The sequence below is a fragment of the Sulfuriferula sp. GW1 genome (genome assembly GCF_047300855.1).
Classification (GTDB): domain Bacteria; phylum Pseudomonadota; class Gammaproteobacteria; order Burkholderiales; family Sulfuriferulaceae; genus Sulfuriferula.
The window spans coordinates 744,559-760,103 of the sequence record NZ_CP170197.1; the positions used below are offsets into that span (position 1 = coordinate 744,559).

The 15,545-nt window shown below is 57.2% G+C and carries 15 protein-coding genes and 1 tRNA gene; 2 read left to right on the forward strand and 14 right to left on the reverse strand.

Annotated features, from left to right (window positions below):
• Window positions 1-4: 4 nt before the first annotated feature.
• The 10 genes from ACFDAU_RS03780 to ACFDAU_RS03825 form a co-directional block, all read right to left on the reverse strand.
• Window positions 5-80: transfer RNA gene (locus ACFDAU_RS03780), tRNA-Lys, on the reverse strand.
• Window positions 81-122: 42 nt separating this feature from the next.
• A complete protein-coding gene (locus ACFDAU_RS03785) occupies window positions 123-2,249 on the reverse strand; it encodes a nitric oxide reductase activation protein NorD (protein ID WP_413438689.1) in 2,127 nt (708 codons plus the stop codon).
• 8 nt (window positions 2,250-2,257) lie between these two features.
• Window positions 2,258-3,070, reverse strand: coding sequence for a CbbQ/NirQ/NorQ/GpvN family protein (locus tag ACFDAU_RS03790; protein ID WP_413438690.1), 813 nt, complete (start codon window positions 3,068-3,070; stop codon window positions 2,258-2,260).
• Between the two features lie 7 nt (window positions 3,071-3,077).
• On the reverse strand, window positions 3,078-3,992 hold the full coding sequence (locus ACFDAU_RS03795; protein ID WP_413438691.1) for a YkgJ family cysteine cluster protein: 915 nt from the start codon (window positions 3,990-3,992) through the stop codon (window positions 3,078-3,080).
• Window positions 3,993-4,221: 229 nt separating this feature from the next.
• Window positions 4,222-6,243 (reverse strand): adenylyl-sulfate reductase subunit alpha, encoded by a 2,022-nt coding sequence (aprA, locus tag ACFDAU_RS03800; protein WP_413438692.1) that lies wholly within the window; start codon window positions 6,241-6,243, stop codon window positions 4,222-4,224.
• An 81-nt stretch (window positions 6,244-6,324) separates the two neighbouring features.
• Window positions 6,325-6,792 carry an adenylyl-sulfate reductase subunit beta gene (aprB, locus tag ACFDAU_RS03805; protein WP_124704962.1) on the reverse strand — a complete coding sequence of 156 codons (468 nt, stop codon included), beginning with the start codon at window positions 6,790-6,792 and terminating at the stop codon, window positions 6,325-6,327.
• Between the two features lie 171 nt (window positions 6,793-6,963).
• Complete coding sequence (gene sat, locus ACFDAU_RS03810) at window positions 6,964-8,181, reverse strand: sulfate adenylyltransferase (RefSeq protein ID WP_413438693.1); 1,218 nt, start codon at window positions 8,179-8,181, stop codon at window positions 6,964-6,966.
• A gap of 174 nt (window positions 8,182-8,355) precedes the next feature.
• Window positions 8,356-8,769 carry a hypothetical protein gene (locus tag ACFDAU_RS03815; RefSeq protein WP_413438694.1) on the reverse strand — a complete coding sequence of 138 codons (414 nt, stop codon included), beginning with the start codon at window positions 8,767-8,769 and terminating at the stop codon, window positions 8,356-8,358.
• A gap of 79 nt (window positions 8,770-8,848) precedes the next feature.
• Window positions 8,849-9,112 (reverse strand): hypothetical protein, encoded by a 264-nt coding sequence (locus ACFDAU_RS03820; protein WP_413438695.1) that lies wholly within the window; start codon window positions 9,110-9,112, stop codon window positions 8,849-8,851.
• Complete coding sequence (locus tag ACFDAU_RS03825) at window positions 9,112-9,816, reverse strand: type 1 glutamine amidotransferase (RefSeq protein ID WP_413438696.1); 705 nt, start codon at window positions 9,814-9,816, stop codon at window positions 9,112-9,114. The genes ACFDAU_RS03820 and ACFDAU_RS03825 overlap by 1 nt, the downstream gene beginning before the upstream one ends.
• Window positions 9,817-9,881: 65 nt before the next feature.
• Here ACFDAU_RS03825 and ACFDAU_RS03830 point away from each other — a divergent pair, with 65 nt between their 5' ends.
• Together ACFDAU_RS03830 and ACFDAU_RS03835 are read left to right on the forward strand one after the other, a co-directional pair.
• Window positions 9,882-10,478: a TIGR02281 family clan AA aspartic protease gene (locus tag ACFDAU_RS03830; protein WP_413438697.1), complete on the forward strand. Its 597-nt coding sequence runs from the start codon at window positions 9,882-9,884 to the stop codon at window positions 10,476-10,478.
• Window positions 10,479-10,613: 135 nt separating this feature from the next.
• Window positions 10,614-11,498 carry a tetratricopeptide repeat protein gene (locus ACFDAU_RS03835; protein WP_413438698.1) on the forward strand — a complete coding sequence of 295 codons (885 nt, stop codon included), beginning with the start codon at window positions 10,614-10,616 and terminating at the stop codon, window positions 11,496-11,498.
• Window positions 11,499-11,566: 68 nt separating this feature from the next.
• Here the strand turns inward: ACFDAU_RS03835 and folE2 are convergent, their stop codons facing one another.
• The 4 genes from folE2 to ACFDAU_RS03855 form a co-directional block, all read right to left on the reverse strand.
• A complete protein-coding gene (gene folE2 / locus ACFDAU_RS03840) occupies window positions 11,567-12,400 on the reverse strand; it encodes a GTP cyclohydrolase FolE2 (protein ID WP_413438699.1) in 834 nt (277 codons plus the stop codon).
• Between the two features lie 63 nt (window positions 12,401-12,463).
• Window positions 12,464-14,317, reverse strand: a complete 1,854-nt coding sequence (gene dxs / locus ACFDAU_RS03845; RefSeq protein WP_413438700.1) for a 1-deoxy-D-xylulose-5-phosphate synthase — start codon at window positions 14,315-14,317, stop codon at window positions 12,464-12,466.
• Window positions 14,314-15,204 (reverse strand): polyprenyl synthetase family protein, encoded by an 891-nt coding sequence (locus ACFDAU_RS03850; RefSeq protein ID WP_413439499.1) that lies wholly within the window; start codon window positions 15,202-15,204, stop codon window positions 14,314-14,316. Before ACFDAU_RS03850 ends, dxs begins: the two co-directional genes overlap by 4 nt.
• Window positions 15,194-15,439, reverse strand: coding sequence for an exodeoxyribonuclease VII small subunit (locus tag ACFDAU_RS03855; RefSeq protein ID WP_124704954.1), 246 nt, complete (start codon window positions 15,437-15,439; stop codon window positions 15,194-15,196). The genes ACFDAU_RS03850 and ACFDAU_RS03855 overlap by 11 nt, the downstream gene beginning before the upstream one ends.
• Window positions 15,440-15,545: the final 106 nt, after the last annotated feature.

Consider the following 15,545-nt stretch of genomic DNA (forward strand, 5'->3'; position numbering starts at 1 on the left):
GTTTTGGTGGGTCGGGCGGGGGTCGAACCCGCGACAAACGGATTAAAAGTCCGCTGCTCTACCGGCTGAGCTACCGACCCGGCAAGCCCGCCATTATACGGTATTGGGCAGGTCCGTCAACATCAGGTCGTGAGCTTGCGGTAGATGTCGGCTGCTTTGAGCGGCAATTTTTTCACGTCGTCGATTTCGATGTAGTTGGCGGCGCCGTACATGTGCGGCAAATAGGCTTTGGCTTCGCGGTCGATGGTGATGCAGAACGGGTGAATGCCGGCGCGGCGCGCTTCGATCAGCGACTGGCGCGTGTCTTCGATGCCATACTGGCCGCGGTAGACGTCGAAATAATCGTCGGGCTTGCCGTCGGAAAGGGTGATCAGCAGCTTGGTGCGGGCCTCGACCTCGATCAGCAGTTTGGACAGATGGCGGATGGCGACGCCCATGCGCGTGTATTCCTGCGGGGCAATGCCGGCGATGCGCGCCTTGACTGCCGGCGTGTAGGGTTCGTCGAAGCTTTTCACGCGGAAGATCTCGCAGCGCTTGCGGGTGATGCCGGAAAACCCGTAAATCGCGTAGCGGTCGCCCAGCACTTCCAGCGCCTCGGCCAGCAATACCAGGGCTTCGCGCTCGGCATCGTTGATCCAGCCTTTGGTGGAGCCGCTCATGTCCACCATGAACATCACCGCGATATTGCGCTCGGAGCGGTGCATGCGGGTGAACAGACGATCGCTCATTTCGCTGCCGTCGCGGGCGTCGGCCAGTGCTTCCACCAGCGCGTCGATGTCCACTTCGTCGCCTTGTACCTGGCGTTTCTCCACGCGGTTTTCGTCGCGCATGGCTTCGAAGGTCTTGCGCAGGTGCTTGACCAGGCCGCCATAGCGGGCCAGCACTTCCGCCACGTAGCCGGCCTCGCCGGGGCGCACGTCCTTTTCACGCAGCACACACCAGTTCTTGCGGTAGTGCTTGCGGCCGCAATCCCATTCCGGATAGAGGTGTGCGCCTTCTTCGTGGTAGGTGCCCTGCCAGACGGCGTCCGGGTCGCGTTCCTCGTCCTGGTAAAGCTTGGGGTCGTATTCGCCGTCGCCCGCCGGGGTGAGGTATTCGGGCGGGATGTCGCCGAGGTCGAGCTTGATCGAGGTGATCAGCTGGCGCACGTCTTCCGGCGGTGCGACAGGCATGTCGTTGAGGGTGATCTCGAACTGGTCGATGTTGGGGACGTTGCCTTCCTCGGGTTCCTTGAGGTTGAACACCGGCGGTTTCTTTTCATCTTCCTCGCGTTGTGAGGGATGCAGGTCGTCGACGAGTTCGGCCAGCTTGACGCGCAACAGCATTTTTTCGCGTTCCAGTCGCGCCGCCATCGTGCTGGCCACGGCATCCGGGCGCAGCTCGCCCTGATAGCAGACCGGCGCGGGCGCCGGGTGCGGGTAGGCGGATTGCAGGCAGCGTAGCGTGTCGGTGACGCTGGCATCTGGAGCAGCCAGTTCATGCGCAAAACTGTCCCAGCCAGCGGGCAGGGCGGTTTGACCGAGTGCCTGTCGCAGGGCCAGCATGTCGCGGTAGAGCCCGGGCAGTTCGCGCGCCAAGCAGGCATCGAGACGCAGGGTTTCCAGCGCAAAAAAACAGTTCAGCGCATGCGCCTGATCCGGGTAGTCGGCCAGCGCGTCGTGCAGGTTGACGCGAAAACTGCCGTAGCGCGTTTGCGCCCACTGGAACGCGACCATGGCTTTGGCCAGGCGGAAGTTGTCTTCCACCGTTTCCATCCACGCGATAACGGTGGGCAGGTACAAGGTTTCGCTGTCGGTGAAGGGGGCGTCGGCCTGCTCCAGCTTGAGCTTGCGACCGGACAGGCCGCGTATAAAAGTGAACAGGATGCCGCTGATGTCTTCAAATACGGTGCCGGACGTGCGGATTTCACTGGTATGGACGAACTGTTCGACGTTGCGGATGACCAGCAGCGCATCGCGCAGGCCGGTGCGGTCGTAGGTGTCCATCGCGGTGAGCGCCCAGGTTTCCAGGACGCGCCGGTCGAGCTGGTCGAGCAGCGGCACGGCGCGTCCGGCGAACTGGTATGCGATTTCGATATTGGTGGTGCTGATGCGCTTGACCCAGTCGAGCAGATAGTCCTGCTGTAGCCGTGGCAATGGATGTATGGCGGCGATCAGTTCGTCCAGGCGCAGGAAGGAAAATTCGGCCTCCAGCGTTTCTTCGAGGAAGGTCTCGATGGCTTCGGCGGTTAAAGGCGGGTGCTGAACCATTCAGGCAGTCAAAACAGCGACGAGGACAATTCCTGTACGGCTGCCAGCATTTCCGCGTCATCGGTAATCGCCTGCGCGATGGCGCACTGGCAGGCGATGACCGGCGGCACGCCTTTGGCGATGAGCTTGCCGGCATGGATCAGCAGGCGCGTGCTGGCGCCTTCTTCCAGGCCGCTGCCCTTGAGGTTGCGCGTCATCTGGGCGAATTTGACCAGACGCTCGGCCAGCGCCGCATCGACGCCGCTCTCGGCAGCAACGATTTTTGCTTCCAGGCTGGCGTTGGGATAGTCGAATTCCAGTGCCACGAAGCGCTGTCGGGTGCTCTGCTTCAAGTCCTTGAGCACGCTCTGGTAACCGGGATTGTAGGAAATGGCCAGGCAGAAATCCGCGTTGGCTTCGACAATGACGCCGAGCTTTTCCATTGGCAGCGCGCGGCGGTCGTCGGCCAGCGGGTGGATCACCACCATGGTGTCCTTGCGCGCCTCGACGATTTCATCCAGGTAGCAGATCGCGCCGGCACGTACTGCCCGCGCCAGCGGCCCGTCCACCCACACGGTCTCGCCGCCCTTGACCAGGTAGCGCCCGACCAGATCGGAAGCGGTGAGGTCGTCATGGCAGGAGACGGTAATCAGCGGGCGCTTCAGGCGCCACGCCATGTATTCCATGAAGCGCGTCTTGCCGCAGCCGGTAGGGCCTTTCAGCAATACCGGCAGACGGTTGGCGTAGGCTGCTTCGAAAATGCTGATTTCGCTGCCGACCGCTTCGTAATACGGCTCGCGCTCGATGAAGTTGGATTCCGGGTTGAGGGTGCGGGCGTTCACGGCGGGCTCAGTCTTTGATTTCGTATTTGTCGTTGGGATCGCCGTGCCGGATCGCTTCGGCCGGAATTTTGGCGGTGATTTCATCCATGATCGCTTCGCGTTCGGTCTTGCGTGACAGGCGCTTGTCGTAGGCGTCTGCTTTCAGCGCAATGCTGGGCTCATTGAACATGACCTGGCGCAGCAAGCGGAAACCGAATTGCATCAGCTCCGGCTCGGAACCGAGTATCTGGCTCATTTCCGTGTCGCTGAGGTCGTAAACTTCCCGGAACGAAGGGTGCTCGACGAACTGGCGGAAACGGTCCAGGTCGTAGCAGGCCATGAAGAACAGTTGCAGGCTGCGGTCCGTGGGTTTGCCGATGGTGGGACCGGCGGATTTTTTCTTCAGGATGAGCTGGCGCCAGCCGCGTCCGAGCTCGTCGTATATCTCGACGCCCTGTTCCTTGCGATAGTCGTTGACGGTGATGCTGCGCGGTTCATTGTGGCCGAGGCAATGCGCTTCCTGCACCATGGCGTAGGAGGTACGATCGGTGGTTTCGTCCTGGCGGCGCATGGACAGCAGCGCGACGGGGTAGTAGCGGCACGAGGTAGGACGATCTTCGTAGACGCTGCAACCTTCCGGACGCATGAACTGGCAGGCGGTGCCTTCCTCGACCGGTTTCAGCTTGATACCGGCAATGCCGCCGGGCTCGAGTTCATATGGAACGGTATATTTGACCAGAAAATCACCGGAACTCATGTTGAGGTGGTTTTTCAAGCGCAGTACGTCGTATGGCGTGAGGCTGATGTCGATGTTGCTGCAGCATGCATTCCAGCACTTGATGCCTTTGCGACACTGGAACTGGATGGTTTTATCACCTTCCACCAGCTGTGGCACAACCGGGCTTTGCGGGAAGGGGAAATCATTGATGTCAGGTTGTTGCATGATGGGCCTCGTTGCATAAACGGTGATTCAGTAGCTACGGAGGACACGGAGTCTATGGGGAAGAATACGAAGGAATGGTGATTCCCGTAAGGTCTGCCCTTTGTGAACTCCATGGCCAAAAAGCTTTTAAGTGTGCATCAGGTTTCCAAAGCAGTCGGTATTCCAACTGCTTTGGAAACAAAAAACCGGGCACCGTGGTGCCCGGTTCAATTTTACTGCGATACCGGCATTAATGCGCGGCAGGTTTGAACAGCTTGGATTTGTCCACCAGATCCACGTGGGCACGCTTGAACACCGTCCATTTCTTGGAGTTCTTGTCGTACACGGAGTTGACGAAACAATGCCAGTTCTCCTCGTCCACAAAGTTTTTGTCCATGCGGTAGTAGAAGCCCGGATAACGGGACTCTTCACGGAACTGGATATGCTTCATGTGAGCTTCCGCCGTCAGGATACGGTGGTAGTTTTCCCAGGCGCGCAGCAGTTCGTGCAGGTCTTTAGCACGCATCTTCATGGCGTCTTCTTTCAGCATTTCCAGTTTCTCTTCCGCCACGGCCAGCATGTGAGCGTTGGTCTGGTAGTAGGTCGCAACACCGGCCACGTATTCGTCCATGATCTTTTGCAGACGGAACTGCAGCATCTTGGGCGTGATGTAGTGCGGGTTGATGTCGATCGCGGTGGTGTAGTCCTTGAACTCAAGGTAGGTCTTGACCGGCTGATAGATGTCCGCGACCAGTTGCTCGGGCGAGGTGTCCAGCTCGGGTTTCCAGTCCTTGTTGTCAATGCAGTACTTGACCATGGCCTTGGCGCACATGCGGCCTTCGGCATGTGAACCGGAGGAGAACTTGTGGCCGGATGCGCCCACGCCGTCGCCAGCGGTGAACAGACCCTTGACCGTGGTCATGGAGCGATAGCCCCAGTTCCAGCCTTTTGGCAGGTAGCCCGGGATTTTGTCTGCTTCGACGTGTTCTTCCGAGGTGGGGGCGCCGAGATCCTCGGGGCCGGATACCCAGATACCGCAGCAACCGGAGTGCGAACCCAGCAGGTAGGGCTCTGTAGGCATCAGTTCGGAGTTTTTCTTCTCCGGTTCGATGTTTTCACCGACCCATACGCCGCATTGTCCCACGCACATGTCGAGGAAGTCTTCCCAGGCTTCGGCCTCCAAGTGCTTCACTTCACGTGGAGACAGAGTCTCACGCAGTTTGGCCAGTGCTGTCACCGTATCCATGTAAATCGGACCGCGGCCTTCGCGCATTTCCTTCAGCATCAGGTGGTTACGCAGGCAGGAAGCCGGTACAGCTGCTTGTCCGTAGGGAGGGTAGTCGTTCAGCAGTTCCTTGTTTTTCACCATGTACACTTCGCCAATGGCGTTGGTGGCCTGGGCTTTGAACAGCAGGAACCATGCGCCCACCGGGCCGTAGCCGTCCTTGAAACGGGCGGGTACGAAACGGTTTTCCATCATGGTCAGCTCGGCGCCTGCTTCCGCAGCCATCGAGTAGGTCGAACCGGCATTCCATACCGGGTACCAGGCGCGGCCCTGGCCTTCGCCCACGGAACGCGGGCGGAACAGGTTAACGCAACCGCCAGCTGCCAGCAGGATGGCCTTGGCCTTGTATACGACCACCTTGTGTTCGCGTGTGGAGAAGCCGACTGCACCGGCAATACGGGAAGGATCGTTTTTGTCGTTGACCAGTTTGACGATGAAAATACGCTCTTCGATTCGGTCCATGCCGAGCGCTTTCTTGGCGGCTTCGGCAACAATCCACTTGTAGGATTCGCCGTTGATCATGATCTGCCACTTGCCGGAGCGCACTGGCTTGCCGCCATCTTTCAATGCAGGCATGCCTTTGGAGCCGTCATGGCGTTCGCCGTTTTCGTCGGTTTTCCAGATTGGCAGGCCCCATTCTTCGAACAGGTGCACGGATTCATCCACGTGACGCCCCAGGTCGTAGGATAGGTCGTCGCGGGTGATACCCATCAGGTCGTTGGATACCATGCGGGCGTAATCGGCCGGATCTTGCTCGGTGCCGATATAAGTATTGATTGCGGACAGCCCCTGTGCCACGGCACCGGAACGATCCATGGCGGCTTTGTCCACCAGTTTGATTTTCAGGTCGATGCCGGTTTCAGCCTTGGCGGCGTCTGCCCAGCGCATGACTTCGTAAGCGGCACCGCAACAGGCCATACCACCACCAATGAAGAGGATATCTACTTCCTCTTGAACCACTTCGGGATTACCAAATTCTCCAGCCATTATCTAATCTCCTAGCTTGCAGTTCAGCGTGGCGCACAGGCCCGCTCCCTCCTGCAATATGTGTTGGGTTAATTTCTCAGCTTATTTGCGGATCAACTCGGCAGGATTACCGGCGCGATAGCCACCCGAAGCGGTGAAGAATCCTGATTTGGTAATGTTTTCCAGCTTGGCTGTTTCTTTGCCGCCGTAGCAGTCAATCGAGCCTTCCGGAGTCGTGCGAATCGGGAATTTGAAGCGTTTGAGCGTGCCATTGCGGAATTTGATGGTCCACATGATGGAATCGGAGCCGCGCAATGGCTGCACCGAACCGCCCAGCGGGACGATGTCGGCATAGTGGCGCACTTCAATTGCGTTTTGTGGGCAGATTTTCACGCAGGAATAGCATTCCCAGCACTGCTCAGGTTCCTGGTTGAAAGCCTTCATGGCGTGACCGGTTTCGGAACCGTCTTTGTCCAGCTTCATCAAGTCGTGCGGGCAGATGTACATACAAGCGGTTTTATCTTGACCCTTGCAGCCATCGCACTTGTCAGTACGAACATAGGTAGGCATGTCTTAGTCTCCATTACGTTAAAAACACCGCGTAAGTCGCGGCCCTTTGAGACGCTGAACCAGCCTTGGCCGGGGCGAATGCTGGGCTGTCCAGCTTCTTCCGCTTCCGGGAGGCTCAGAGCTTCAAATTCTGTAAATCCAGCCGCAATCTACGAATGCGACTTCGCAGCATCAAGCGGCCGAGTGGCCTTTCAATTCAACTTTGACGTTTTGCTCCTTGCTCAGGCCGGCGTAGTATTTTTGTAACACCTTCGCCACCTCCGGGCGGCTGAATTCCACCGGCAAATCCTGTCCTTCAGACAGCATCGAACGCACTTTGGTGCCGGACAGCAGGATGCGATCATCTTTACCATGCGGACATGTGCGCTGCGACGCCATGCCACCGCATTTTTTGCACCAGAAGGTCCAATCGATGTTCATGTTGGTGGTTTCGAGCGAGCCGGCAGGGATTTCGTCGAAAATTTTCTGCGCATCGAATGGGCCATAGTAGTCACCCACACCGGCGTGGTCGCGACCGACGATCAAATGCGAGCAGCCGTAATTCTGGCGGAACAGAGCATGCAGCAGCGCCTCGCGCGGACCGGCATAACGCATGTCGAGCGGGTAGCCGGCCTGAATAACGGTGTTGGGTGCAAAATAATTTTCAACCAGGGTGCTAATGGCTTCAGAGCGTACCTCAGCAGGAATGTCGCCAGGCTTGAGCGCCCCCAGCAGTGAGTGGATTAGTACGCCGTCCATGGTTTCGATGGCAATCTTGGCCAGATATTCGTGCGAGCGATGCATCGGGTTGCGCGTCTGGAATGCAGCCACCCGGCTCCAGCCAGCCTTCTCGAAAGCAGCGCGGGTTTCGGCAGGCGTCATGAACTGGTCGCCGTATTCTTCCTTGAAACCGCCTGTGGACAATACTTTAACCGGTCCGGCGAGATTAACCGGCCCTTGCTCCATGACCATTTTGACGCCGGGGTGCTCGAGATCGGTGGTTTTGTATACCATCATGCACTCGTGTGCCTTGTCGATGGTGTATTTTTCGGTGATCTTCATGGTGCCCATGATTTCGCCGCTCGCGCCATCCACCAGCGCGATCTCCGAACCTTCCTTGATGCCTTGCGCATTGATTTCATCAGTAGAAAGCGTAACGGGTATCGGCCAGAACAGACCATTGGCCATTTTGTAGCCATCACATACACCCTGCCAGTCGGCATGGGTCATGAAACCGTCCAGTGGGGTAAAGCCGCCAATACCCAGCATAATCAGATCACCGGTTTCACGCGACGACATGCGTACCTTGGGCAGACTTTGTGCGCGTGCGAGTTCGGCGTCATGTGCAGCGCCGGTAAGCAGTAATGGCTTCAGCTCACCACCACCGTGGGGTTTCACGAGTTTGGACATGTTTTGTTTCCTCATCCGGGTAGTATTATTAGTGCTGGCTAGCATAGCACTATGGCTAGCCTGCCCTAATCCAAGTTTCTTATTCCAAAATAAGATTTTTCGATTCTTGCGGTATTGAATAAAAAAGCCCGGCTAATGATGCCGGGCTTTTTTATTCAAAAATGTTCTTTGCGTTCAGGCGTCAAAAAACATCGGCATGTCGGATTGCTCGACTTCGATCTTTTCTATCCAGCAAGGCTGGCTGGCTCCGCCGGCAGCGGCAAGTTTTTTGGTTTCTTCAAATAGCATGCGCCAGCGGTTGAACAGGCAGTCGCTTATTTTGTGCATGCCGTTGTCGAAGTAGGAGTTATGCAGATCGCCGATGGTACGTGTAAACGATTCCATCTGTTCCAGTTGGTTATGCGGATAACCGGTACGGCCAGTGTCGACGTATTTCAACAGTTCGCGCTTGATCGCCTTCAGGAACACTTTCTGGCCATCAGTCAACTCGGCTTCGGTACGGGTTACGCCGCTGTGATTGAATACTTCGTGCATATACTCACGCAGGCGTTTGCCGAAATTGAACTGGCTGTAATTCACCGTTTCCATTTTCCATCCTCCATTAAATAAAGTGCGACCTGTGTAAGGTGTATGAATGATGTAATCGTGTGCCTGTTTGTAGGCTTTGTCAAAGCAGTTCTATTTCCAGAAATTCAGGATGCAGCTGGGTTTTGTCGGAGTTGAGCACGGGAATGATGACTACCTGTTGCACCTCGCGCCGAGCACGTCCGTGCACGTCACTCTGGATGGCGGTATTGGCTGCAATGCTTTGCGCAACCAGTGAAGGGCCATCCTCCAGCACTTCCACAATTTCATAATCCAGGTCGCGCCACCGCAGACTCAGGCCGATCATGCCCTGCAGTTGCGCCAGACTGATCGGCAGCAGTTCCATTATTGCGCCAGTCCTTTGATCCAGCGCCCATATAGCCGGTCCGCTACCTGGTTGAGTGCACGGAGTTGATCCTCCATATTGGCTTGCATGATTTCCGGGGTCTGTACCGCAGGGCTTTCGCTGGTTGCGATTTCATCGGCCCAGCTATTGCACCAAGAGCGGATCATGGTCGGCGTCATCTCGATATGGCATTGCATGGCCAGATGCTTGCCGATGACATAAGCCTGGTTTTCACAATGTGCACTGCTCATGATATGGGTGGCAGTGTCAGGCAGAGAGAATGTCTCGCCATGCCAGTGGAAACCCTCGAACTGTGTCAGCCCATCCAGCCAGGCTCGGGCAGCATCGTTTTCGGTTGCGCAAATTTGCCCCCAGCCGATTTCCTTGACCGGATTGCGTTTGACCACGCCGCCAAGCGCTTTGGATATCAGTTGTCCACCCAGACAATGGCCCAACACAGGGACATCTGCGGCCACTGCAGAACGAATAAGCTGCAGGATGGGCGGAATCCAAGGCAGCGGATCGTTCACGCTCATCGGCCCGCCCATGAACACCAGACCTGCATGGGTTGTCGGGTCGTCCGGGATCGGTTGGCCTTCATCCACTTTGATGATTTCCCATGGAATGTCATGGTTATTCAGAAAAGTGGCAAAATAGCCGGGCCCCTCAGACGGGGTATGGCGAAAAATAGCAACGGTTTTCATGATTCAACTCAGGGGCGGCGATGAATAGAATGAAATTGTATTGTATGGCAATTGTTGCGCTTTTGTTGAGCGCAAATGCGACCGCAACCCAGATCAACGTGAGCGGACTGTTCAAGGACAGGGCCATGGTGTTAGTTAATGGCGGCAAACCGCGTGTCCTGGCTGCGGGGGAGTCGGAGCAGGGGGTGAAGTTGCTGTCTGCCGATGCGCAGTCAGCTACGTTCGAAGTTGACGGGAAACGCCGCGTTTTGAGCATGGGGCAATCTTATGCGGGCAGTGGCGGAGGAGCCAAGCCTGTCGTCAGCCTGAATGCGGACGGACGCGGGCACTTTTTTACTACCGGTACCATCAACGGTCATAGTGTCGATTTTATGGTGGATACGGGTGCCAGTTCAGTCGCCATCAGCTCACGGGAGGCCGATCGAATGGGGGTGAATTACCGTAGCGGGCAGCGTACTCTGGTGAGCACAGCCAATGGCACGGCGGTAGCGTACCGGGTATTGCTCAACAATGTGCGCATTGGCGGGATCAGTCTCAATATGGTGCCGGCGATGGTGCTGGAAGGCGACGGCATGTCGATTGCGTTGCTGGGGATGAGTTTTCTCAATCAACTCGACATGAAGCGTGAGGGTACGATAATGACGCTCACCCAGCGTTATTAATTCACACACTCTTTTGTCGCATGATAGGCGAGAATGCGTAGACTACATGCCAGCCCTACGCACCTGTCCAGGTAAAATTCGGTATTGGCAGTTAAATATTTGAATCAATTCCGTGAAACGCACAACATGAAAAGTATGCATAAAAAAATTGCAGTATTGGCCGTTCTGGCGCTGGGGATGCTGTCTCCGTCCATTAGCCAGGCGATGACCCCGGAAGAAACCGTGATGCTGTCCAATGCGGCCGAACGCGGCAACGATGGTGCGCAACTATTATTGGCGTTCGAATACCTGCACGGTGATGCGGCGCGCGCAAAGGATGAAAAGCAGGCTGCGTACTGGTTTGAGCGTGCTGCGATGCAGGGCAATGTGGCCGCGCAGAAAATGCTCGGTGATCTGTATGAGCAGGGGCGCGGTGTGCCGGAAAATCTCAAGGTCAGCGCGGACTGGCGCACCAAGGCAGCGCTGCGTGGCAACACCGACGCACAGGTAAGCCTGGGCAAAATGTATCTGGCCGGTGCCGGTGTGGAGAAGAGCCCGGAAAAAGCCGAATATTGGCTCCAGCGCGCAGCGATAGAAGGCAACAGCGAAGCGCAGTTTCTATTGGGAAAAATGTACAAGCTGCGCGATTCCAATACGCGCGAACAGGTATTGTCGGGCAATATGCTGGCCAAATCTGCATCCCAGGGTTTCGGGTCTGCCGCCGAGTTTCTGCAATTTATGGAAAACGCCCGTTACAAGGTATCGGAATTATTTCACCAACGTCCAGCGGATATTCACAAACTGGCGCAAGACGGCGATGCAGAGAGTCAATACCGGTTGGCGACACGCTATGAAAGCGGTCATGGTGAACCCCAGGATAATGCCAAGGCGCTGTACTGGTTTAAAAAAGCCGCTGACAATGGCCATGTGATGGCGATGAAAAGCCTCGCGCACATTTATGCCAGGGGGCTCGACGGGGTTGTTGCCGACCCGCGCATAGCTGAGTATTGGACAAATCGTGCGCAATCTGCGCAACCATGATGGGTGTCTGACGGGCCCGGCTGTACAAGCGTTCTTAATCTGGCCGAGCCGAATTGGCAGAACAAAATCTATGAGGCCCCCTCGGAACTGATTTGGGTCGGGCGCGTCTTGTCATTTTCGATCAGGGCGTAGGCCGAATGGTTATGGATGGACTCGAAATTTTCCGATTCCACCACATAGGCGTCTATTTTAGTTTCTTTTTCCAATGCAGCCGCAACGTCGCGCACCATGTCTTCGACAAACTTGGGATTGTCATAAGCATGTTCGGTGACGTATTTTTCATCGGGACGCTTGAGCAGGCCGTATAGCTCGCAGGAAGCCTGATCTTCCACCATGCGCACGATGTCCTCGATCCACAGGAAGCCGTTGGTGCGCGCGCTGACGGTGACGTGCGAGCGCTGATTGTGTGCACCGTAGTCGGAAATTTTTTTCGAGCAGGGGCACAGGCTGGTAACCGGCACCACGATTTTGGTGGTGTGGGTATAGCGGCCATTTTCAATGGCGCCGATGAAGGTGACATCATAGTCCATCAGGCTTTGCACGCCAGATACCGGCGCGGCCTTGTTGATGAAATAGGGGAAATTCATCTCGATGTAGCCGGATTCTGCTTCCAGACGTTCAACCATCTGGCGCATCATGGACTCGAAATTTTCCACCGAGATTTCGCGCTCGCGCGTGTTCAGTATTTCGACAAAGCGCGACATGTGCGTGCCTTTGAAATTGTGCGGCAGATAGACGTACATATTGAAGCTGGCCACGGTGTGCTGCACTCCGCCGCTTTTATCGGCGACCCGGACCGGGTGGCGGATGGATTTGATGCCGACCTTATTGATGGCGAGCTGGCGCGTATCCGCATAGTTCTGCACATCGGGCATGGCGGCGACTCCACAGCAGTCGTTCATGATGTTTTTTTCCTTCGTGAGCTGATTTAGACAAAGTATAAACCAGCCTAATAGTTGAGTAAACTACTCAGGTAAATGCTGGCGCACCATGGCTTCAATACCGTCTGCATCCAGCCCGCAGTTTTTCAGCATGGTGGCATGGTCGCCATGATCGATGAAGAGGTCGGGCAAGCCCATCTGCACTACTGGGGTGGACAACCCCAGGCGCTGCAGGCATTCGCTCACTGCGCTACCGGCGCCGCCCATCACCGCATTTTCTTCCAGCGTGACCAGCAGTTCGTGAGTTTGTGCCAATTGATGCAGCAGTTCTTCGTCCAGCGGCTTAACAAAGCGCATATCGGCGACGCTGGCGTCGAGCCTGGTCGCGGCAGCCAGTGCGGGGGCGACCATGCTGCCGAACGCCAGCAATGCAACGCGCCGACCGGTGCGACGCAAGATGCCCTTGCCGACCGGTAATGCATGCATGGTAGCCTCGATTGCGGCACCCGGCCCGGTGCCGCGCGGGTAGCGCACGGCAGCAGGACCATCCAGTGTCATTGCAGTGTAGAGCATCTGGCGGCACTCATTTTCATCAGAGGGCGTCATCAGCGTCAGATTGGGAATGCAGCGCAGGTAGCTCAAGTCGAAACTGCCGGCGTGGGTGGGGCCATCCGCGCCCACCAGCCCGGCGCGGTCTATCGCCAGCACCACCGGCAGTTTCTGCAGGGCGATGTCGTGGATCAACTGGTCGTAGGCGCGCTGCAAAAAGGTGGAGTAGATCGCCACGACCGGCTTGTAGCCGTCGCAGGCCAGGCCCGCAGCGAAGGTCAGCGCGTGTTGCTCGGCAATGCCGACATCAAAGTAACGATCAGGGTATTCCTCGGAGAAGCGTACTAGCCCGGATCCCTCGCGCATGGCAGGGGTAATGCCGATCAGGCGCGGTTCGGTCGCCGCCATGTCACATAACCAGTCGCCGAATACCTGGGTGTAGGTGGGTCTGGCAGCGATTTTTTCCACGATGCCGGTGTCGGGTTCAAACCGGCTCACACCGTGGTACAGGCAGGGATTATCCTCGGCCGGCGCATAGCCTTTACCCTTGCGGGTGACAATGTGCAGAAATTGCGGGCCACGCAGGCGACGGATGTTGGTGAGCGTATCCACCAGCACGTCGAGGTCGTGGCCGTCTATCGGGCCAATGTAGTTGAAGCCGAATTCCTCGAACAGGGTACCCGGAGTGACCATGCCCTTGACGTGCTCCTCGGTGCGGCGTGCCAGTTCCAGCATGGGCGGAACCTTGCCCAGCACTTTTTCACCGGCGCGCCGCGCGGCGGCGTAAAAGCGCCCGGACATGAGCCTGGCCAGGTAATTGTTGAGCGCGCCGACGTTGGGCGAGATCGACATGTCATTGTCGTTCAATATGACTAACAGGTTGGCGTCGATGTCGCCTGCATTGTTGAGCGCCTCGAATGCCATGCCGGCAGTCATTGCGCCGTCGCCGATAATGGCTACCGAACGGTGTTCCAGTCCAGCCAGTTTGGCCGCTACCGCCATCCCCAGTGCCGCAGAAATCGAGGTGCTGGAGTGACCGGTGCCAAAGGTATCAAAGGGGCTCTCGTCCCGTTTGGGGAAGCCGGCAATGCCCCCGGCTTTGCGCAGCCCGGCCATGACTTCGCGGCGGCCGGTGAGTATCTTGTGCGGGTAGCTCTGGTGGCCAACGTCCCACACCAGCCGGTCATCCGGCGTATTGAACACATAATGCAGGGCGATGGTGAGTTCCACCGCGCCCAGGTTGGAAGCGAGATGCCCACCGGTTTGCGCGACGCTGTGCAGAATGAAGGCACGCAGTTCTGCGGCCAGTGGTTCCAGTTGCTCCCGGTTCAGTTTGCGCAGGTCGGCAGGTAAAGCAACGCTGTCCAGCAGCGGATAAGTGGAAGTCAAAATTGTCTCTGCACAATGAAATCGGCCAACTCGCGCAGGCGTTGCGCCGAATCGAATCCAGCCAGCGCGTCCAGGGCATCGCTGTGCAATTCGGCGGCGAACGCCTTGGCGCGCGCACCGCCCATCAGCGTTACATAAGTGGGTTTGTTGTTTTCGGCATCCTTGCCGGCAGTTTTGCCCAGCGTGGCAGTGGGTGCTTCCGCGTCGAGGATATCGTCCACCACCTGGAACGCAAGGCCGACGCATTTGGCGTAATGATCAAGTTTGGCCAATGCAGTATCGTCCAATGCGCTGCCGCAGTAGGTGCCCAGCAGTACAGATGCGCGAATCAGGGCGCCGGTCTTGTGAATATGCATGAATTCCAGTTCGGGCAGTGTGAGCGTCTGCCCCACGCTGACCAGATCGATCGCCTGGCCGCCGGCCATGCCACGCGATCCGGCCGCAAGGGCCAGCAGCTTCACCATTTCCAGCTGGCGTTCGGGGGTATCCGACAATGTGTGTGCAGAGATCAGCTCGAATGCCAGGCTGTGCAGGCTATCACCCACCAGCAGCGCCGTGGCTTCACCGTATTCGACATGGCAGGTAGGCTTGCCGCGGCGCAACATGTCGTTGTCCATGCACGGCAAGTCGTCGTGTACCAACGAATAGGCGTGGATCAGTTCAACTGCACTCGCTGCGATTTCCACTCTCGCAGGATCGGCACCCACCACCTCGCCAGCAGCAAACGCCAGAAGCGGACGCACACGTTTACCGCCTTCCAGCGTGGCATAGCGCATTGCTGCGTGCAGAGTTTGCGGGGTGTGTTGAGGGTCAGGCAGCAGGCGTTCCAGCACGGTCTCGATGCGCGCCTGCAGGTTACCGGACCAGGCAAGAAAATCAGGATTCATCATTGCTGTCCGGGGTGGTGAATGGTTTCAACACGCCGTTTTCCAGTACCTGCACCTGTTGTTGCGCGGCAGCGAGCGCCTGCTGGCAGAATTGCAGCAATTCGGCACCGCGCTGATAGGCGGCCAGTGATTGCTGCAAAGGCAACTGGCCGGATTCCATGTCGGCGACGATGCGCTCTAACTCCGCCATGGCGGTTTCAAAGCTCTGAGGCTGGGCTGGGGGCTTGCGTGTCATTGCAGTGGAGAATAGGCAAAGGCAGAAATCTTACCGAATTATTGCGCTCAAAGCTATTTTTGGCGATAATTCCGCTCTTTGTTTTCATTTGCGTTACAGGGGCTTA